Below are 17,608 nucleotides of genomic sequence, written 5' to 3'. Positions count from 1 at the left end.
TTTACAACAAAAAAATCATAAAGATGGCGAGTAAAATTAATTTTAAAATTAACCCTTGGTATTTCTTTACCAATACACCATTTTCCATTTGTGATAGAAACGTCTCACCCGTTTGTTTTAGTGTGTTTTTTTTTACAATTTTTTACATCAAAAACATCCAAAAAAAGTGTGTTATCCCTTCTGGATAAACACACTTGTTATTAGTATATAGATTATTAATTTCCCCAAATGTGAGTTACTACCGGATAAAGTCATTTCTGATTCATTTCACATTCCTATATTGAGTGCGCCCTTTTTTCCCTCTTCATTAATTAACGAGAGGGCATTTAATAGTTCTCTTTTAAATAAAAAACAGCTAGATAAGAACAGTGATAACCAATAAATTTCTTATTAGAGAAGTTCAGAAAGGATACCAAGTTATAAACGGTATCCTTGTTTTTCTTAATTATTTATAGGTTTCACCAAAAAACGCACTTTTCAAATTGGAAAAATGTTTAAAATTGGTTCTAATACTAAAATTTGTATACGTTTTATTCCGAATACATAATAGATATTGCAGGTTTGATCAATAACATCGTGAAGAAATATACTTAAACTAGTTATTGCTTTAGTTCTTCTACTGTTAGCCTGTGAGATACGCTCATATTTTCACTACCTAGATAGTTGCCATGCCTTGCACACTAAAAAAGCTGACCCGTGAAAGTCAGCCTTTTCCTTTATTCCATTGCATTATAAACTTTTTTCGTTTCTTTATTCACTCCATACCAGCCACGTGTTGCAGTATGTCCTTCTCCGGTTCCCGGGTTATCAACGACAAATTCATAGACACGGAAAATGTATGCGCCATTTTCCTCATGGTCATATTGAACCTTTTCATTACTGCTGTTTGAAATATTGAGGGATTGTTTAACAAGATCGGCTGCTTGGTCTTGAGTTAGGGATTGATTTGCACTCCCTTGTTTGGTTTCATCTTTCTTATTAGAGTCATTGCTCGTTTGTTCATTAGATTGGTTTGGACTGTCCTCTGATGTTCTATCATTTTTCTTTTGATTCGTCTCGGCTGCAAGCTTTGCGGCATTTCTAACCATTTCTTCGATTGAAGCTACTTCAGGGACATTTTTGGTATCAGCGACTTGCTTAAATAAATCATACGCTTGATCATATTGCTTTTGTTCAAGCAAGGTATTTCCTTTCTCGATGTTTTGCTTCATCACATCAGAAAGTGTTTTTGCATCCTCAATTTTTTGAGCCCAAACATTGGCTTGATTGACAATTTTTTGATTAACATTTTTTGAAAACTTCTCTGTTAGAAGAGTTTTGATCGTCTGGGATGCTTTTTCAAATTCCCCACTATGATAAAGAGTAATACTATCTTGCATGATCTTGGAGAAATGGAGATAATCTTGCGCTTCCTGCGTTTCTTTTTCCTCAAGCGCATTTTCAAATTGGTTAATCGCCTTATCATAATCTCCCTTTTGCAATGCAGCCTTTCCGGCATCCAAGCTCTCCGTGTAGGCCTTTGGAGTACACGCAGTAAGGAGAAGCGCCGTCATAATCAGTAAAACTAGTTTCTTCATCGTAAACCCCCATTGATTCTTTATTAAAATTGTACCGTTTTCGACAGGATCTTACAATAAGGAAGACTTGGTGAATAAACCCATAAAAAAACCCCTCAGAAGTTGAGGAGTTCGTCATTATTTATTGAACTGCGAGGGACGTGGATGTGGCGGGCGCCGTCTTCTTCTCCCGCTGCCTTTTCCAGCCTGCAAAATCGTTATGAAACCACCTACTACCATCATAACCATTCCGGCTACCTCTGAATGCGAAAATAACTGTGCACCTGAAATTAACAACCCGGTCCCAAATAGGGCCATAACCAACCTTCGCGTTTGATTCTCCTTCTGCTCCATCAGCTTTTTCTCAAAGGTCTTTGATGGATTGATTCTCATCTCACCGGATTCCAGCTGGTCGATCATGTTCATGACCTTTCGTGAAGATGGGAGGATATTTAAAAGTGTATTTTTCACCTGTTCAATAACCGTATCTTTTGCCGGATTAACCGCATTACTGGTCATCAAGTCCTCCACGAATGGCTTCGTCAATGCAATAATATCAAAGTCCCTATCCAACCCGTTGCAAAGGCTATATACTGTCGCAATCGCTTTGCCAAGAAAAGTGGTCTTTGACGGGATTTGAAACGGCTGCTCATACAAAAATTCCCGCATCTCCTCAAGAAAAACTTCATTACTAAGCTTGTCAATATTAAAATTGCCATCTGCGAAACTAGAAAGCACTGCTTTAATATTCTTTGTTAACAACGATTTATCAGCGTTTTTTCTTAAAAAACGAAGATCAGCCAATGCGGCTGCAATTCCACCGGCATCTTTCAAATAAATGGCCATGGCCAGCTTGATCATGTTCTCCCGCATTTCCGATGTCATCGTCCCAACCATGCCAAAATCAATATAAACCAAGGTTCCGTCCTGCTTTACCAGCAGGTTACCTGGATGGGGATCAGCATGAAAGAAGCCTTCCTCCATTAACTGCTTTAAAAATGACAAATATAAAATCGAGGCGAGTTTCTTCTTATTAATATTTAAGTTGTCGATCTCATTGATTTTGACACCCTCGATAAACTCCATCACCAACATTTTATTAGTTGATAGCTCCTGGTAAACCCGTGGAACCTCAACACCTGGAAACTCTGCAAACTGTTCACGGAAGTTCTCGATATTGTTTGCTTCTTTTACATAATCAAGTTCATCATGGATGACTTCCTCAAATTCTAGATAGACGTCCTGTAAGTCTACGAACTTTTCCACTTTTGTAAAACGTCGGGCAAAAGCAATTAAGATTTTTAATGTAACTAAATCGAGTGCGATTGTTTCTTCTATTCCGGGACGCATAATTTTTACTGCTACTGGTTCGCCGTTTTTCAAGACGGCCTTATGTACTTGACCTAATGATGCTGCAGCAACAGGTGTTTCATCAAAAAAGGTAAACTGCTCTTGAATATTACCATTAAGCTCGCCTTCAATGCACTTCATCGCTATCTCAGAATCTACCGGTGCCACCGAATCCTGAAGCTCTGCCAGGGTGTCAGTGTATTCCTTTGGCAAAATATCGACTCTAGAGCTGACAAATTGCCCTAGCTTGATAATTAACCCGCCCATTTTTACTGCAGTAGCTGCAAATTTCTTAGCCTGTGAGATATAAATAGTCTTGGCCCTTCGCTCGGCTCCCTCTTTGCTGCGAAATCGTTTCGTTTTCCCATGCCACCAGAAATGGAAAAAGAAACCGATGAACATAAAAAAGGTGGTGCGAAATCGTTTGTTGAATAGTAAGCGTGTCATCTCACGCATGCTGGACTCCCCTTCCTGCAGGCTTAACGGGAAAGGTCTGCGTGGATTTACTTTCCCAGTTTGTTTATGCTATTCCTGTTCCGTTTCTTCTTCGGCCTCCGTCTTATCAAAAATTTCCTGAGCCATTTTTTCAAAGCGTTTGGACTTGTTGAAAAAGAAATTTGCAAACTTGTTCATAATTTCCGATTTAACTAGAATCACTGTCCCTTTCCGTGCGTCACCAAATACCACAAACTTTTCTCCTGGCTTAATTCCTAGTTCTTCCCGTGCTTCCGATGGGATGACAACCTGGCCTCTTTCACCCATGCTGGTTGTCCCAAAAATTTTCCCATGACTCATCATGTTTCATCACCTCACTTGTATGTTAAATCATACTTTTCATACAAACTATATCTTTCACAAATTATACATATGGCGATTTTATGACCTAAGGATCTTTATTAAAATTTACAAACAAATCGTCCAAACGGTACAATAAATGTAAAAAAATGCGAGGAAAAATCATGAATGCATTTATGCTATTAATCTTTGCCATATTAAGCGAAGTGTTTGGCAGTTCCATGCTTAAAGCAACTAATGGCTTCAAAAAACTATTACCCTCTTTAGGAGTAGCACTTGGATACGGAATGGCTTTTTACGCTCTATCTTTATCGTTAAAGTCTTTGCCACTCGGATTGGTGTATGCCATTTGGTCTGGCCTGGGAACGGCACTTACAGCATTAGTTGGGATTTTCATATATAAAGAGAATTTTAATGTTAGAAAACTCTTAGGCTTAGTTTCCATAATTGGGGGCGTTATTTTATTAAATGGTGGAGGGAACCACGGATGAAAGGGTATATCGCTTTAGCTATTTCGATTATAGCGGAGATTTTTGCTACTACTATGCTTAAAGCATCGGATGGCTTCACTCATATATTTCCTTCTATTGGAGTGGTCGTGGGGTATGGTCTTTCTTTTTATAGCTTATCGGTTTGTCTTAAAACCATTCCATTGAGTTTAGCCTATGCCATCTGGTCAGGAATAGGGACAGCGTTAACCGCTTTAATTGGTGTGGTTGTATGGGGTGAACTGTTTAATACCATTAAAATAACTGGAATTATCTTCATTATAGGGGGAGTGGTATTGTTGAATGCAACCACCACCCATGATGAATCGGAAAAAGAACCAGTCACATCAACTGGGAATAAACAAGGACAATGACATTCCATCCTATGTAAGGCCAAGACTTTTGATATGAATGGTTCTTTATTTAAAAAATGAAATCACTTTATACTACTGGAAATAAACATGGAGGCATCTTGATTCATAAAAATACGAGTACCATGATAGAATGTCTTAAATTTAATGGAATTAAATCCAACTTCGGATAGTTGCTTTTCCAGTTCTTCATGCAAAAAACCGTTATGGACCTTTGGATGATTTATTTGAACATTTTTGTCAAAGTCAATAATCATGAGCTTACCACCATGATTTAAAATGTTAAACAATTCTTGTAAAATTTTTTTAGTATCTGGAATATGAAGAAGGACTAGTGACATTAACACGATGTCTGCCTTAAGGTCCTGAGTTTCTTGAGTAAAATCGGAATATAGTACGTTAGAGTTGGTGATTCCTTTGTGGGCAATTTTAGCTTTCGCAACCTCTAACATTTTCTGCGAGGAATCAACCATTAAAATAGAACCAACTAAATCTGATAATTCTAAACTAATTAGACCCGTTCCACTCCCATAGTCTATTAAAGATTTTGATTTACTATTTTGCAGTTCTGGTCTTACTTCCTTTACTATCACTTTTGCTAGCTCTATTCTTTCTTCTGTATCATATCTTTTTGCCATCTCTTCAAACACGTTAAGTTCCATCTTCCACTCCCCTTTTGATAAATAATGAAAGCTACATAGTGGTCATTATAGCAAATATTATCTAATAATATTAAGCCTTACTCCTAAAACTAACAGGTGAAATAATCACTTGGAGGTATGGATGAATGACTAATCAAAATCAAAAGAAGCCTATTTTTCCCCCGCAGCATCAAACCACGCAGCCTGGAGTTGAGGCAGAAATGAATCCCCGGCCCATTTCTCAAGGCCCAGAATACAAGGACGGTGGAAAACTTGCTGGCAAAACGGCGATTATAACGGGTGGAGACAGCGGGATTGGAAAGGCAGTTGCCCTTTTATTTGCTAAAGAAGGGGCCGACATTGCCATTGTTTACTTAGACGAACATGATGATGCCGGTGAAACCAAAAAGCTAATTGAGGCGGAGGGTCGCAAATGTCAGCTATATGCCGGTGATATCGGCCATGAAGATGTTTGTAAAGATATCATTCACAAAGTACTGTCAGAGTTCGGGAGTCTGGATATACTCGTGAATAATGCCGCTGAGCAGCATCCGCAAAAGAGTCTATTAAATATTACATCAGTACAGCTGGAAAAAACATTCAGGACCAATATATTTTCTTATTTTTATATGTCCAAAATGGCCTTACCTTATTTAAAAAAAGGTGCTTCCATTGTTAATACAGCTTCGATTACAGCCTACCATGGCAATGAACAGCTGATTGACTATTCAGCAACAAAAGGGGCCATCGTTACCTTTACCCGTTCATTGGCACTATCACTTGTCGGACATGGTATCCGGGTCAATGCGGTTGCTCCGGGACCCATTTGGACACCGCTGATTCCCTCCACTTTTACAGCTGATCAGGTCGCCACTTTTGGTTCTGATACACCAATGGGAAGAGCAGGGCAGCCGTATGAGTTGGCACCCGCCTATGTTTATTTAGCGTCTGATGATTCTTCTTATGTAAGCGGGCAGACTATTCATGTGAATGGAGGAACTATTGTAGGCGGATAAAAAAATCCTGCAACAGATTTCGATTACTTTTGAAAAGTGTGAATTTACACCAAAAAATGTAAGGTAGAAGGTATTAATTTGCATCGCTATTGCGGTGCTTTTTGTTTATATAAAAATGGCTATCTTTTTTGTAACAGAGCTATTCACTGTATTTATTCGTTTCTTCAATACTTCACGTTTCCAAATCTGTAATAAGGGCAATAATTTCTTTAATATAACAAAAAGGAGGAAATATTATGTAATCATCAAAGATTTCAGAATTATATGAATCAGCAAAAGTATTGAAGGATTTTCCCCTCAGACATTAAGCACAGTTTTTCACAAAATTTAATTCTTTTAATAAAAAATGACATCCCCCAATTTTTTGGAGAATGCCTTTCCGCAGGAAAACGTCTTTTAACTCAATCACCCTTTCGTGAAATAAGGAAAATGCGATGTCTTTTGACATCGCAATCTGACCAAGTGTTGTATTAACCTATTTTATCGGTGTGTTGTGGGAATGTAGAGGATGTACTATTTAACGTGGAATACTGATTTCAGTAACGAATGGCACATCTTATATTGAGAATAACCATAATTTTACATTTGCTGTATCAATGACTTACTAGCCCGAAAAACAGGGACTTTACCAGCTTGGATTAGGAATTCTTCCCCCGTTTTAGGATCAAGACGAACACGAGCTTCACGGTGACATACTTCAAATTTCCCAAATCCTAAAATTGCAAAAGAATTTCCGCTAACTAGTGATTGTGTAATAACATCGAATACAGCCTCTATAGCTGATTCTGCATCTTTTCTGGAAAGCTCTGATTTCGCTGATACTACTTGTATTAATTTTGTTTTGTTCAAGGTTATACCTCCAGTTTGTTTATTCAATGCTCAAAAAATGAACAATACATCCCTTACTTATTCAGATACAAAAATAGTGAAAAAAAGTGAGACGCTACTCCGGCAATCACAAAAACGTGCCATATAGCATAGAGGTACTTAAACCTCCCCCAAACATATAAAATAGATCCAAATGTATGATCTTCTTAAAGTTTTTTCATTATAAAATAGCCTTGATATACTTAAAACAATGAAAGTCTCTCTTTCATCCTTACAGCTCCTTAACCGTGCCAGTGTGAATCAGGTTTGTAAACCCCAAAAATTACTTTTATTAACTCAATGGGTAATATCGATTTTTGTGCGAGAAAATTAGAAACAATCGAATATGAGGAAATAAAGAGGTTCATTAAAAATATGCGTTGAAGTCATGATAAACAATGGAATTAAAAGCTTAAGAACAATTATTCTTATATTTGATACTTACTTTTTTAATGGTAACACATTTTATCTAATTTATCAAATTTACTATTTTATCATTATCCGTCGTTTTATGTCAATAATTTTTAATTCTAATTTCTATTCATTTTTTATAAAATTTATTCAGGTAAAATTCTCAGGAAAATAATTCATAACAAAAGTAATTTCATTATTCATTCTACCCCATTCTAAAGTCTTTATTGAATCTTATGTTTCAAGAGTCATTTCATTTCTAAAGGACTTAATACGGTTCCCTTTGACAGGATGGGTAACACAAAAAGAATGACCTTTTAAACTACTCATTCTTGAGTAGGGTTCCTTGTTTTTTAAAAATAAAAAAACAGACTCCCATAAAAAGAGTCTGTCAATTTTTATTTTTATAATTAAGCTTTACGCACGTTAGCTGCTTGAGCTCCACGTTGACCTTGCTCAACATCGAAAGTCACTGCTTGACCTTCTTCTAAAGATTTGAAACCTTCGCCTTGAATAGCTGAGAAATGAACGAATACGTCTTCTCCACCTTCACGTTCGATGAATCCGAAGCCTTTTTCGCTGTTAAACCATTTTACTTTACCGTTTTCCATTTTTGTTGCCTCCTAGTGTGTAAAAGCACACATTGTGTTACTATCCTTGCTCTCAGTGATCATCAAGACGAAAAGCTTTACTAATACGATCCTTTACACCGAACAAAAATAATTCATATTTATATTAACATATTTCACAAATATTTGCAAGAAGACATAAAGTGACCATTTTGGCCTTCCTTAATTTACACATTTAGTTTTATATTCTTTTGATGTTCTTATTAAAGTAAATCAACTGTTAGCAAAACAAGGATAAAGTCACTTAGTTCTAAAATAAGGGTTATTTTATAAGCCATTATTTATTAAATTAGGATATTCCGTAATTGTATGCTACACTTGGTTTACCATTTGATTTACTGTTTTCATGTCCCCTACTCCTTTACGAGTGGGGGTTTTTTTCACAAGAAAGAAAAGCAGACTCCAATAAAAGAGTCTGCATTCCCTACTTTATAAAATTAAGCAGCTTTACGTACGTTTGAAGCTTGAGGTCCATGCTGACCTTGCTAAACATCAAAAGTCACTGCTTGACCTTCTTCTAAAGTTTTGTAACCTTTACCCTCATCCATAAATTTATCTTTCCTTCATCTTATTTTTACAAAAATGCATATTCTCCTACAGGAACTCCTATTATTTAATATCCATTCACCCATCTTATTTGTTTGTAATATTGATGTACTTTTTTATCAACTGTTCTGCCATGTTACTTAAACAAGAAAAAAAATTTGCTACATCTGTCGCTGGTTTCTACTTTTAAATTTTAATAGATGAAAAAGAAATCTTACGAAAATAATTGGTATTCAAAGGAAAAGACCCCCTTTATGTCGAAAACAATTACTTAAAGGGGATGACCATAATGAATAAAGTTAGTTTATTAAAAAAACTACGAGATTCAAGTAAAGGTAATTTGTTTTCAACAGAGGTTCCAAAGGCTACAAAAGAAGATGAAAAAAAGATTAAAGAAATGGTTAGTGAATTAGAAAATGAAGGTAAAATTAAATTGAGAGAATGTATGCAACGGGAATACTCCGTCTATTTACATGGAATAATTAAGTATGCTTCAGAATAAACAGGTCCATTTTCAATCCTAAGAGTTCTTCAAAAACCCTTAATCCCAATAGACGACTTAAATTTTCAGCCTATTTATATTTTTTTGTTTTCACTTTTTCCTTTGGACTCTAAAAAAAATTGTAGGACGATTACAAGCAACTGATTTATTTATAGTTTTCCATTACAAAATCGTGTTGTAAACGTCTCTCTAATTTTTTTAAGTTACCCCATCTTCTTCAAAAGTTTGGAATTTATAAGCCATTATCTTTTCTGTATTTTTATTAATGTGTTCGACTCTGATTTGTTAGCGCATTAAAAAAACGTGTATCCTTTTAATGTAGAAACGCATCCGTTTTCATTCGGATGTATTCCCTCCATTATTGCTGGTTGTCTTTAACCCATCCGATTTTTTTGCACTTTTACTTATATAAGGTTTGGCACTCTTGGCTTTGTTGGCACTAGCATTCCAACGATTCCAGCCCTTCTTTCCTGTTCCCCTACCTGTTCCGCTTTTAACCTTGGCTTTATTCATATAATCACTCCATTATTGTTTGTTTTGTTGTTTTGACATTTTACTTGGCTATTACCCGTACGATGGATTATACAATATCATAAATGTAAAGCAGCGAGCAATCCAAATCTTAGAGCTGTCCCTCAATTCACAGTGATTTGAAGTCCTAATTTAATCGTGATCCATCTGGGATTCGTTTTCGTTTATCATCAGCCAGTCGTTTCATCAAGAGATGTCCCTGTCAGAAAAAAGGAAAGAAGAGTGTTGACTTCGTCAACACTCTATACAATTCCACGTCCACAAAAGGATGGTCTCTCATACAATCCTCTCTATATTAAGATCATAATGCTCCCTTTTTAGCGATAGGACCTGGAAGTTTTTTTACGTTTACCACTTGCCCCTTTCCCCACAAATTCCCTATTCCCTTTATAGTTTCTCATTGACTTTTCCTTAGGCTTCTTGGAATATCGCGGTGTCTCAGAAGTTAGCTGAACCAGACCATCCCTCTGGTCCTTCGACAACAATTTCAAGGCAATTGAAACTAACGCGGTCGAATCGTATTGATCGAGCAATTCACTTGCTGCTTGTTTAAACCGTGTGTCCTGATCCTCCTCAACCAATTGAATCATCTTTTCTACTGCTGCCCGCTGTATAGATTCCATTGCTTCTGCTACGGTTGGTATTGATTTGCGCTGGATCTTTCCTTTTGATGCTTTTTCTATACTGTGAATCTGCCCAATTTCTCTCGGTGTAGCAAAAGTAATAGCTTGACCCGTTTTACCTGCTCGCCCCGTTCTACCGATTCGGTGAACATAGCTTTCTGGGTCTTGAGGAATGTCAAAATTGTAGACGTGGGTAACCCCTGAAACATCAATACCCCTCGCAGCCACATCAGTCGCCACTAAAATATCAATGTTTCCCTCACGAAATTTATTCATCACAACATCACGCTGCCGCTGATTTAAATCACCGTGCAACCCATCAGCAAGATATCCTCTTTTATTCAATGCATCACTTAATTCATCAACACGTCTTTTTGTCCTTCCAAAAATCACAGCTAATTCTGGATTATCCACATCCAGCAGACGGCAAAGCACTTCAAATTTATCTCTTTCCTTTACCTCATAATAAACTTGCTTTACACTTGGAGCGGTAACTTCCTTAGCTTTTATTTTCACTAGCTCCGGAGCGTTCATAAACCTTTCCGCAAGATTTTGAATCGGTTTTGGCATGGTTGCAGAGAACAGCAGGGTTTGTTTTTCTTCTGGAGTCTCTTTTAGGATTCGTTCAATATCCTCCAGAAATCCCATATCTAACATTTCATCCGCTTCATCTAAAACCACCATTTTAATGCTATCTAACCTAAGCGTTTTACGTTTAATATGGTCCAACAGTCTTCCAGGTGTTCCCGTAATAATGTGGGGGACCTTTTTTAATGCTTTAATCTGGCGGTCAATAGACTGACCTCCATAAATAGGGAGAGAATTTATACCCATGTATTTTGCAAGCCGATTAATCTCTTCTGAAACCTGAATAGCTAATTCCCTTGTGGGTGCAATTGCAATCGCCTGAACATTTTTTTTGCTCTTATCCAATTTCTCCAAGATTGGTATGGAAAAGGCAGCTGTTTTTCCAGTGCCGGTTTGCGCTTGACCAATAATGTCCTTCCCTGTCAAAGCTATGGGAATGGCTTTTTCTTGAATAGGAGATGCTTCTTCAAATCCCATATCCTTTATGGCTCTTTGAATGGGTTCACTAATGCCCATATCATGAAATGTTGTCATATTTCAAAAACCCCTTCTTTGTTTACGCTATTTTTTATATTGGACTAAACTATTTCAAGAAATGCACATTAGAATATAATTTTGAAATGCATCTGATACCCGAGTGCTTCATGAATAACGTTATTTACAAATTTTGGTGGTTTTACATTATTGGAAACTGGTGAATGCATCCGTTCTTGGAAGGTTTGCCTCTAATGAATTAACTTACATATATCCGGATAAAATATGAATGTTCCAAGAAACCTAAAAGTGTAAAAGTCAATCAATTTTGTGTATTTACAGGAGGATATAAAGTGGAAAAAGGTAAAGTTAAGTGGTTTAACAGCGAAAAAGGCTTCGGATTCATCGAACGTGAAGGTGGGGAAGATGTATTCGTACATTTCTCTGCAATTCAGGACGAGGGGTATAAAACACTTGAAGAAGGTCAAGATGTGACTTTTGACGTTGAACAAGGTCAACGCGGACCCCAAGCAACAAACGTCCATAAAGCTTGATTTAGAAGGAAGAACATAAACAGACGCTTAGAGTCTGTCAGACTGTCGACAAATTCGAAAAACTTCGAGTTTGGTGGCAGTCTTTTTTGTATAATTAAGGTATCGAGATTTTCTGGGGTGAATGAAATGCTTAGTAAAAATACACAGATGAATCGTAACCAAATACACTGCTATGAATTTGTGGACTTGTCCGAAAATGGCATAAAAATCGACTCCGTAGGGTCTAATTAAAGAGTAATAACAAAAATAATTGCTTGAAAAGGCATTCCGAATAGGCTTATTCGGAATGCCTTTTGTCTACAATCTGTGGCATCCCTATTTAAAGGGATGCCTATATTAGATTGATATTGAGAATTTTTTTAAACCATCAGGATTTCATTAATTTACACAATAAAAATGAAATGCCTATCATACTTGACACCCATAACCAAGCCAATCCCATATTGCCTGAATCAATTGCTACATATATTGCTGTTCGAATGGTTTGGTTTTTCCTGGGATATTTCCAACAAACATTAAAGTAGCTCCAAATTGTATATTAATTAATTCCTTTAAAACCACACTTCTTAAAAGTTTTCATTGATGTTTCATTTTGAAGATAATCGTAAAATAATTGGGCTTCTTTAGGATGGGAACTATTTTTAATAACACCCAAAGGATAAATAATAGGAGCGTGAGAATTTTCGTCAGCTGTCGCTACAATCTTAACCTTATGAGAAATCAATGCATCTGTTTTATATACAATTCCTGCGTCAACATTGTTTGTCTCTACATATGTAAGCACCTGTCGAACATCCTTAGCATATACGATTTTTCCTTCAATAGCCTTCCAAACATTTAACTTTTCCAATGTTTCCTTCGCATATTGGCCTGCTGGCACTGCTTCTGGGGTACCAATAGAAATTTTATCTGTTTTGGTAAGGTCTTCGAATGCTTTAACCTCTTTTTTTGAATCGTTCGGTACCACTAAAACTAATTCATTCCCAACTAGATCTATTCCTTTTGACTTATCGATTAGTCCGTCTTGTACCAGTTTATCGAATTTGTCTTCGGCGGCAGAAAAGAAAAGATCGACAGGTGCTCCCTGAGAAATTTGTTGTTGAAGTGCCCCTGAAGCTCCAAAGTTATAGTTTACTTTCACATTTGAATGTTCCTTTTCAAAGGTTGCTTTAATCTCATTTAAGGCATTTTGTAAACTAGCAGCTGCTGAAACAGTCAACTCTACCTTCTCAACAGGAACTTCTTGTTTCTGCTCCTCAGGCTTTTTCGTTTGTTCCTTCGCTGAACATCCAGCCACTGCTAATAAAAGCAGCATCATCGCAAGAAATAAAAGATATGGTTTTCTCATTATCCATCTCCCTTTCTAACTAATTATAACTATTTATATCTAATTATAATTATCTATAATTAAAGTGTATATAAGCAATATCACAGTAGTCATTTTTTTATAAGAAATATACTTTTTATTTGGCGGTAAGTTAAAATAAAGCTATGGAGGGATACAAATGCAAAATGAGCTTTCCTATACAATTGAAGAGGTGTCACAGCTATTAAAGGTATCGAAATTAACCCTTTATGACCTGGTCAAAAAAGGAGAACTACCTGTGTTCCGTGTAGGAAGACAGATGAGAATTGATTCTAAAGACTTGGACAATTATATAAAAAATCATAAAACAAATCAGAATATTACATTCCCACCTTCTGTTGCGGATTCTACTAGGAACGAAACAAAGGAATCCCAAAACATCGTCATTAGCGGACAAGACTTGGTTTTAGATATATTAGGTAAACACATCGAGAAAAATTCAGCCTATAAACCATTAAGATCTTTTACGGGAAGTTTAAACAGCCTAATCTCTATGTACAATGGAGATGGTGACATCGTTAGCTTGCATCTGTTTGATGGAGATACAGGAGAGTATAATCTTCCATATATAAAAAAAATTCTAGTGGGTTATCCTTATATTTTAATAAACCTCCTTTCAAGAAAGGCAGGCTTTTACGTTAAAAAGGGGAACCCTTTAAATCTCACCTCTTGGACTGATTTAAAACGAGAAGATGTGAAAATTATTAATAGAGAGAAAGGATCAGGAGCACGAATCCTTCTTGATGAACAACTCAGAATTAACGGGATTCCTTCTAGGAACATTAAGGGTTATGAACACGAAGAAACCAACCATTTAAGTTTGGCTTCCGCTGTTTCGACTGGAATAGCTGATGTAGGTGTGGGAATTGAAAAAGCTGCGAAAATAGTTGGAATTGATTTTGTTCCCTTAATTACAGAACAGTATGACCTGGTTATTCTAAAAACAGCCAAAACAGAAAAAATGATTAACACGGTAAAGGAAATTTTATCATCCAATCAATTTCAGTCTGAAATTACCTCATTAGGAGATTATGATACATCTCAGACAGGGAAAATTATTTATGAAACATATTAAAAAGAAGGCTGCTGAAAATATTAGCAGCCTTTTCTATATACATAAACTATTTCTCTTTTTAAACTAACCTCCCTCGTATTTAAGTACAATCCTTTACAATCTAATGGATATAAATACTTTTATCCTAATTCTGATTAATGAGTCTCCGAACAAGGTTTAAATTCAACAGAAGTATTATATAGCTTTAGAATATTTTTTTATTAAGGCTACCCATTACTTTAAGTACATTCTTTCACAAACTTTCTTTTGAAAATAGAAATAGTATTAATATTGAGTAATTGTAGACCTAAAAATCACTGCTAATTTTTGTTAAAAAAATTTTCCAGCAAATTGTTCTTCTGAAATTACCTTAAATCCATTTCTTTTTAATAAAGCAGAAGTAACGCCCATCCCCTCAAGTTTTTTTCCAATGAATTCACCGTTATAAATCATTGAACTGCCACAGGATGGGCTGTATTCCTTTAGAACTACTACGGTAGCATTTATTTCTTTAGCTTTATTTAGAGTAGCGTAAGCACCTTTTATGTAAAAGTCCGTGACATCTTTTCCTGTCTTTTCAATTACTTTAGCTTTTCCATCAAGTACATCTTCCCCGTTACCACCTATTATTTCAGCAGGTTCTCTGGGAGTTGAAAATCCACCGAGTAATTCTGGACATATTGTAATTGCTTTATTTTCTTCTACAAGTTTAGCTATTTCGTTATTTAAACTGTGAGTACTGTTATATCTCACCTTCAGCCCTGCTAAACAAGAACTTACTAATATCATATATATACCTCCCGATTTAATCTTCCTAAGTAAATTTTGTTGAACTAAAAGCTGAAAATACACCCCAACTAAAATAAACCACTTTATTAGCAAGTTGCATTAGCTTTATCTCCTGTACCCCAGTAATTATTAAGACGGTCATTACTATCTTCGAATTCTCGATAATCTTCAAAATAATCAAGGCAATTTTTAGGGTAAGACCAATCAAGGTCAGTTAGTAACCATTTTTGTTGGAGTCCATTGAATGAGTTTAATATTTCTTTTAGCTCTAAAAAATCATCAAAAATGGTGTTCATTTCTTCCCACCTTTCAAGCAATTATTGCCCTTATTTTAACATTTTTTTCTTGAACTAACCTTTAGCTCAACAAGAAAAAGAATGTCGCAGCGATCATTGCCGTAACCCATATATAGCTCAAGCACCCTATACTATAAGAACGTTCCTTCACGTTCTTTCAAGTATATTAACCCTTTTCCTGACCCCAATGTTTTTTTTAAAATTGTACCTTTTCAAGTGACACTAATATAATACAATTTAAATTACATATTGATTTTGGAGTTCTGTAGAAGTGAGGTAAATTCAAATTGAATCGAAAAATTATTAATTTAGCTGTTGGAAAACCAAAGGAATACGATTGGAATCATAAAAAGGAATTTTCCGGAATAGGTAAGTCGACAGTAACATCCTTTAAGGTAGAGAAATCTAGCATTGTTGGTGATGATGTTGCAAATCACCAATTTCACGGTGGACCAGACCGTGTAGTATGTTTGTATCCATTCGAGCATTACTCTTATTGGGAAGGGCTATTTCAAAAAAAGCTGATTCTACCTGCTTTTGGGGAAAATATTACTGCAACAGGCATGACGGAAGAACAGGTTTGTATTGGAGACATATATAAATTTGGGGATACTATTCTTCAAATTACACAAGGGAGAGTACCTTGTGCTAAGATTTCCAATTATAACGATGAAAAGCAACTTTTAAAGAAAGTGATTGAAACGACCCTAACTGGCTACTTCTTTCGGGTTTTGGAAGAGGGAACTATTATGTTGGATTCGGAAATAACTCTTTTGGAAAAACACCCAAAAGAAATATCCGTATCATTTGCTACACAAATTCTTTTTCACCAAAAAGAAGATAATGCATCAATTGAAAAGATACTGACGGTTGATGCCCTTGCAGAGGATTGGAGGAATAGATTAATAAAATTGTTATGATTCTTCTGCTGTGTCGAAAACGATGGAGACCGCTAAAGCCTAGCCTAAAAGAAGGATCAGCTAGAGAAGTTAAATGCCCATTAAGCATTTAACTTCATAAAGATTATAGTCATGTAGCAGTCAACGGATTTTGTTGTTTAATTTCTTGTATTGATAAATTTAAACTATAGTTACCATGTTCGAGCAGTTGATCAAGAAACTGGTTTAATTGCTCTTGGGATTGAACCTTAATTTTTAAATGATAGCATCCACCCCCAGATATCCGGTGGGCCTCCACGATCTCATGATGTTCTTGGATAAACTGTCTAAATGATACATGATTGGCTGTTTTCATATGAATAATCACAAAAGCTGTAAAGGCCAGTCCTAATTTCATCTCATCGACAATAATAGAGTAGGACTTAATGACACCATTTTCCTCAAGTTTCTTTATTCGGTTTCCCACCGCCTGCCCGGTCATATGAATCTGTTCACCTAACTCCTTCCATTGAATACGTGAATTTTGGGATAACAATCTGAGAATCTGAAAATCAATTTTATCAAGTTCCATATTATTTCCTTTCACCATGAAATGAATTGATCTAAAAGGGTTTCATCAGAGTATCGATAAAAATAAAGGGATCATTTATGATTTTATTATAATCATAAATTTTTTGATGAGGTGAAAAAAATGAGCACAACTTTACTATTAATTGATATTCAAAATGATTATTTTCCAAATGGAAGGATGGAATTAAGCAGCCCTGTAAAGGCAGCTGAGCATGCAAGCAAGATTCTTAACTGGTTTAGACAGAAAAGCAAGCCTATTTTCCATATTCAGCATATCTCCATTCAAGAAGGAGCAACCTTCTTTCTTCCAGAAACGGAAGGTGCCCATATAAATGAAGCAGTTTTACCATTGAAGCATGAAAGCATTGTTATTAAACATAGACCAAACAGCTTTCATACTACTGATTTAGAACAGCAATTAAGAAACAAAGGAATCACAAAACTAGTAATCTGCGGGATGATGACGCATATGTGCATTGATGCCACAGTCAGAGCCGCAAAGGATCTTGGTTTTGAATGTACCCTTATTGAAGATGCCTGTGCGACTAGAGACTTATCATTTAAAAATAAAGTCGTTCCTGCTGATCAGGTCCATCATGCGTTTGTTAGTGCCCTTAATGGAATATATGCAAATGTCATGTCTACTGAAGATTTCCTGCAACAAGCTGAGAAAAACTAATAGAAAAGCGCAC

20 protein-coding genes and 1 pseudogene are annotated in these 17,608 nt (G+C 36.0%); 8 read left to right on the top strand and 13 right to left on the bottom strand.

Annotation, left to right across the window (positions count from 1 at the left end):
- Window positions 1-716: 716 nt before the first annotated feature.
- From ACI3K6_RS11220 to ACI3K6_RS11210, 3 genes are all read right to left on the bottom strand, one after another.
- Window positions 717-1,577 (bottom strand): hypothetical protein, encoded by an 861-nt coding sequence (locus tag ACI3K6_RS11220; RefSeq protein WP_435554890.1) that lies wholly within the window; start codon window positions 1,575-1,577, stop codon window positions 717-719.
- 117 nt (window positions 1,578-1,694) lie between these two features.
- Entirely contained in the window at window positions 1,695-3,362 is a 1,668-nt protein-coding gene (locus ACI3K6_RS11215; protein ID WP_435554889.1) for an ABC1 kinase family protein, read from the bottom strand.
- Between the two features lie 69 nt (window positions 3,363-3,431).
- Complete coding sequence (locus tag ACI3K6_RS11210; RefSeq protein WP_335474583.1) at window positions 3,432-3,701, bottom strand: AbrB/MazE/SpoVT family DNA-binding domain-containing protein; 270 nt, start codon at window positions 3,699-3,701, stop codon at window positions 3,432-3,434.
- A 164-nt stretch (window positions 3,702-3,865) separates the two neighbouring features.
- Here ACI3K6_RS11210 and ACI3K6_RS11205 point away from each other — a divergent pair, with 164 nt between their 5' ends.
- Together ACI3K6_RS11205 and ACI3K6_RS11200 are read left to right on the top strand one after the other, a co-directional pair.
- Complete coding sequence (locus tag ACI3K6_RS11205; RefSeq protein WP_435554888.1) at window positions 3,866-4,192, top strand: DMT family transporter; 327 nt, start codon at window positions 3,866-3,868, stop codon at window positions 4,190-4,192.
- A complete protein-coding gene (locus ACI3K6_RS11200; RefSeq protein WP_435554887.1) occupies window positions 4,189-4,563 on the top strand; it encodes a DMT family transporter in 375 nt (124 codons plus the stop codon). Before ACI3K6_RS11205 ends, ACI3K6_RS11200 begins: the two co-directional genes overlap by 4 nt.
- Window positions 4,564-4,625: 62 nt before the next feature.
- On the opposite strand, the gene ACI3K6_RS11195 is transcribed toward ACI3K6_RS11200, so the two are convergent.
- Window positions 4,626-5,222 (bottom strand): class I SAM-dependent methyltransferase, encoded by a 597-nt coding sequence (locus ACI3K6_RS11195; protein ID WP_435554886.1) that lies wholly within the window; start codon window positions 5,220-5,222, stop codon window positions 4,626-4,628.
- A 125-nt stretch (window positions 5,223-5,347) separates the two neighbouring features.
- Between ACI3K6_RS11195 and ACI3K6_RS11190 the strand changes: the two genes are divergently transcribed.
- A complete protein-coding gene (locus ACI3K6_RS11190; RefSeq protein WP_435554884.1) occupies window positions 5,348-6,217 on the top strand; it encodes an SDR family oxidoreductase in 870 nt (289 codons plus the stop codon).
- A 579-nt stretch (window positions 6,218-6,796) separates the two neighbouring features.
- Here ACI3K6_RS11190 and ACI3K6_RS11185 read toward each other — a convergent pair.
- Together ACI3K6_RS11185 and ACI3K6_RS11180 are read right to left on the bottom strand one after the other, a co-directional pair.
- Complete coding sequence (locus tag ACI3K6_RS11185) at window positions 6,797-7,066, bottom strand: HU family DNA-binding protein (RefSeq protein WP_335474571.1); 270 nt, start codon at window positions 7,064-7,066, stop codon at window positions 6,797-6,799.
- Window positions 7,067-7,905: 839 nt separating this feature from the next.
- Entirely contained in the window at window positions 7,906-8,106 is a 201-nt protein-coding gene (locus ACI3K6_RS11180; protein WP_028401851.1) for a cold-shock protein, read from the bottom strand.
- Between the two features lie 853 nt (window positions 8,107-8,959).
- On the opposite strand from ACI3K6_RS11180, the gene ACI3K6_RS11175 reads away from it, so the two are divergent.
- The gene (locus tag ACI3K6_RS11175; protein ID WP_335474568.1) at window positions 8,960-9,172 is read left to right on the top strand and encodes a hypothetical protein; all 213 of its coding nucleotides are present in this window, start codon (window positions 8,960-8,962) and stop codon (window positions 9,170-9,172) included.
- A gap of 336 nt (window positions 9,173-9,508) precedes the next feature.
- Here ACI3K6_RS11175 and ACI3K6_RS11170 read toward each other — a convergent pair whose 3' ends face one another.
- Complete coding sequence (locus ACI3K6_RS11170; protein ID WP_435554883.1) at window positions 9,509-9,685, bottom strand: DUF3934 family protein; 177 nt, start codon at window positions 9,683-9,685, stop codon at window positions 9,509-9,511.
- A 335-nt stretch (window positions 9,686-10,020) separates the two neighbouring features.
- Window positions 10,021-11,448, bottom strand: a complete 1,428-nt coding sequence (gene cshA, locus ACI3K6_RS11165; RefSeq protein WP_435554882.1) for a degradosome RNA helicase CshA — start codon at window positions 11,446-11,448, stop codon at window positions 10,021-10,023.
- Between the two features lie 293 nt (window positions 11,449-11,741).
- Between cshA and ACI3K6_RS11160 the strand changes: the two genes are divergently transcribed.
- On the top strand, window positions 11,742-11,942 hold the full coding sequence (locus tag ACI3K6_RS11160; protein ID WP_335474563.1) for a cold-shock protein: 201 nt from the start codon (window positions 11,742-11,744) through the stop codon (window positions 11,940-11,942).
- 367 nt (window positions 11,943-12,309) lie between these two features.
- Here ACI3K6_RS11160 and ACI3K6_RS11155 read toward each other — a convergent pair.
- Window positions 12,310-12,476, bottom strand: a pseudogene (locus tag ACI3K6_RS11155) (molybdate ABC transporter permease subunit); the annotation flags it as partial.
- A gap of 4 nt (window positions 12,477-12,480) precedes the next feature.
- Window positions 12,481-13,290: a molybdate ABC transporter substrate-binding protein gene (gene modA, locus ACI3K6_RS11150; protein WP_435554881.1), complete on the bottom strand. Its 810-nt coding sequence runs from the start codon at window positions 13,288-13,290 to the stop codon at window positions 12,481-12,483.
- A gap of 157 nt (window positions 13,291-13,447) precedes the next feature.
- On the opposite strand from modA, the gene ACI3K6_RS11145 reads away from it, so the two are divergent.
- A complete protein-coding gene (locus tag ACI3K6_RS11145; protein ID WP_435554880.1) occupies window positions 13,448-14,383 on the top strand; it encodes a substrate-binding domain-containing protein in 936 nt (311 codons plus the stop codon).
- 309 nt (window positions 14,384-14,692) lie between these two features.
- Here the strand turns inward: ACI3K6_RS11145 and ACI3K6_RS11140 are convergent, their stop codons facing one another.
- Both ACI3K6_RS11140 and ACI3K6_RS11135 read right to left on the bottom strand, forming a co-directional pair.
- Window positions 14,693-15,151 carry a 2-thiouracil desulfurase family protein gene (locus tag ACI3K6_RS11140; RefSeq protein ID WP_435554879.1) on the bottom strand — a complete coding sequence of 153 codons (459 nt, stop codon included), beginning with the start codon at window positions 15,149-15,151 and terminating at the stop codon, window positions 14,693-14,695.
- Between the two features lie 86 nt (window positions 15,152-15,237).
- Window positions 15,238-15,447, bottom strand: a complete 210-nt coding sequence (locus ACI3K6_RS11135; RefSeq protein ID WP_435554878.1) for a hypothetical protein — start codon at window positions 15,445-15,447, stop codon at window positions 15,238-15,240.
- A 287-nt stretch (window positions 15,448-15,734) separates the two neighbouring features.
- On the opposite strand from ACI3K6_RS11135, the gene ACI3K6_RS11130 reads away from it, so the two are divergent.
- Window positions 15,735-16,367: an MOSC domain-containing protein gene (locus tag ACI3K6_RS11130; RefSeq protein ID WP_435554877.1), complete on the top strand. Its 633-nt coding sequence runs from the start codon at window positions 15,735-15,737 to the stop codon at window positions 16,365-16,367.
- Window positions 16,368-16,476: 109 nt separating this feature from the next.
- Here the strand turns inward: ACI3K6_RS11130 and ACI3K6_RS11125 are convergent, their stop codons facing one another.
- Window positions 16,477-16,917: an Lrp/AsnC family transcriptional regulator gene (locus ACI3K6_RS11125; RefSeq protein WP_335481680.1), complete on the bottom strand. Its 441-nt coding sequence runs from the start codon at window positions 16,915-16,917 to the stop codon at window positions 16,477-16,479.
- A gap of 120 nt (window positions 16,918-17,037) precedes the next feature.
- Here ACI3K6_RS11125 and ACI3K6_RS11120 point away from each other — a divergent pair, with 120 nt between their 5' ends.
- The gene (locus ACI3K6_RS11120; protein ID WP_435554876.1) at window positions 17,038-17,595 is read left to right on the top strand and encodes a cysteine hydrolase family protein; all 558 of its coding nucleotides are present in this window, start codon (window positions 17,038-17,040) and stop codon (window positions 17,593-17,595) included.
- Window positions 17,596-17,608 lie beyond the last annotated feature (13 nt).

The organism is Neobacillus solisequens (assembly GCF_051233465.1).
Taxonomy (GTDB): domain Bacteria; phylum Bacillota; class Bacilli; order Bacillales; family Cytobacillaceae; genus Neobacillus.
Note: the sequence above shows the minus strand (reverse complement) of the source record. Positions and strands in the feature narration are given on the sequence as shown.

Excerpts from the sequence above, each read along its gene's own strand:
- ACI3K6_RS11220 (WP_435554890.1), bottom strand. The coding sequence starts at position 1,577 with ATGAAGAAACTAGTTTTACTGATTATGACGGCGCTTCTCCTTACTGCG.
- ACI3K6_RS11215 (WP_435554889.1), bottom strand. The coding sequence starts at position 3,362 with ATGCGTGAGATGACACGCTTACTATTCAACAAACGATTTCGCACCACC.
- ACI3K6_RS11210 (WP_335474583.1), bottom strand. The coding sequence starts at position 3,701 with ATGAGTCATGGGAAAATTTTTGGGACAACCAGCATGGGTGAAAGAGGC.
- ACI3K6_RS11205 (WP_435554888.1), top strand. The coding sequence starts at position 3,866 with ATGAATGCATTTATGCTATTAATCTTTGCCATATTAAGCGAAGTGTTT.
- ACI3K6_RS11200 (WP_435554887.1), top strand. The coding sequence starts at position 4,189 with ATGAAAGGGTATATCGCTTTAGCTATTTCGATTATAGCGGAGATTTTT.
- ACI3K6_RS11195 (WP_435554886.1), bottom strand. The coding sequence starts at position 5,222 with ATGGAACTTAACGTGTTTGAAGAGATGGCAAAAAGATATGATACAGAA.
- ACI3K6_RS11190 (WP_435554884.1), top strand. The coding sequence starts at position 5,348 with ATGACTAATCAAAATCAAAAGAAGCCTATTTTTCCCCCGCAGCATCAA.
- ACI3K6_RS11180 (WP_028401851.1), bottom strand. The coding sequence starts at position 8,106 with ATGGAAAACGGTAAAGTAAAATGGTTTAACAGCGAAAAAGGCTTCGGA.
- ACI3K6_RS11175 (WP_335474568.1), top strand. The coding sequence starts at position 8,960 with ATGAATAAAGTTAGTTTATTAAAAAAACTACGAGATTCAAGTAAAGGT.
- ACI3K6_RS11170 (WP_435554883.1), bottom strand. The coding sequence starts at position 9,685 with ATGAATAAAGCCAAGGTTAAAAGCGGAACAGGTAGGGGAACAGGAAAG.
- cshA (WP_435554882.1), bottom strand. The coding sequence starts at position 11,448 with ATGACAACATTTCATGATATGGGCATTAGTGAACCCATTCAAAGAGCC.
- modA (WP_435554881.1), bottom strand. The coding sequence starts at position 13,290 with ATGAGAAAACCATATCTTTTATTTCTTGCGATGATGCTGCTTTTATTA.
- ACI3K6_RS11145 (WP_435554880.1), top strand. The coding sequence starts at position 13,448 with ATGCAAAATGAGCTTTCCTATACAATTGAAGAGGTGTCACAGCTATTA.
- ACI3K6_RS11140 (WP_435554879.1), bottom strand. The coding sequence starts at position 15,151 with ATGATATTAGTAAGTTCTTGTTTAGCAGGGCTGAAGGTGAGATATAAC.
- ACI3K6_RS11135 (WP_435554878.1), bottom strand. The coding sequence starts at position 15,447 with ATGAACACCATTTTTGATGATTTTTTAGAGCTAAAAGAAATATTAAAC.
- ACI3K6_RS11125 (WP_335481680.1), bottom strand. The coding sequence starts at position 16,917 with ATGGAACTTGATAAAATTGATTTTCAGATTCTCAGATTGTTATCCCAA.
- ACI3K6_RS11120 (WP_435554876.1), top strand. The coding sequence starts at position 17,038 with ATGAGCACAACTTTACTATTAATTGATATTCAAAATGATTATTTTCCA.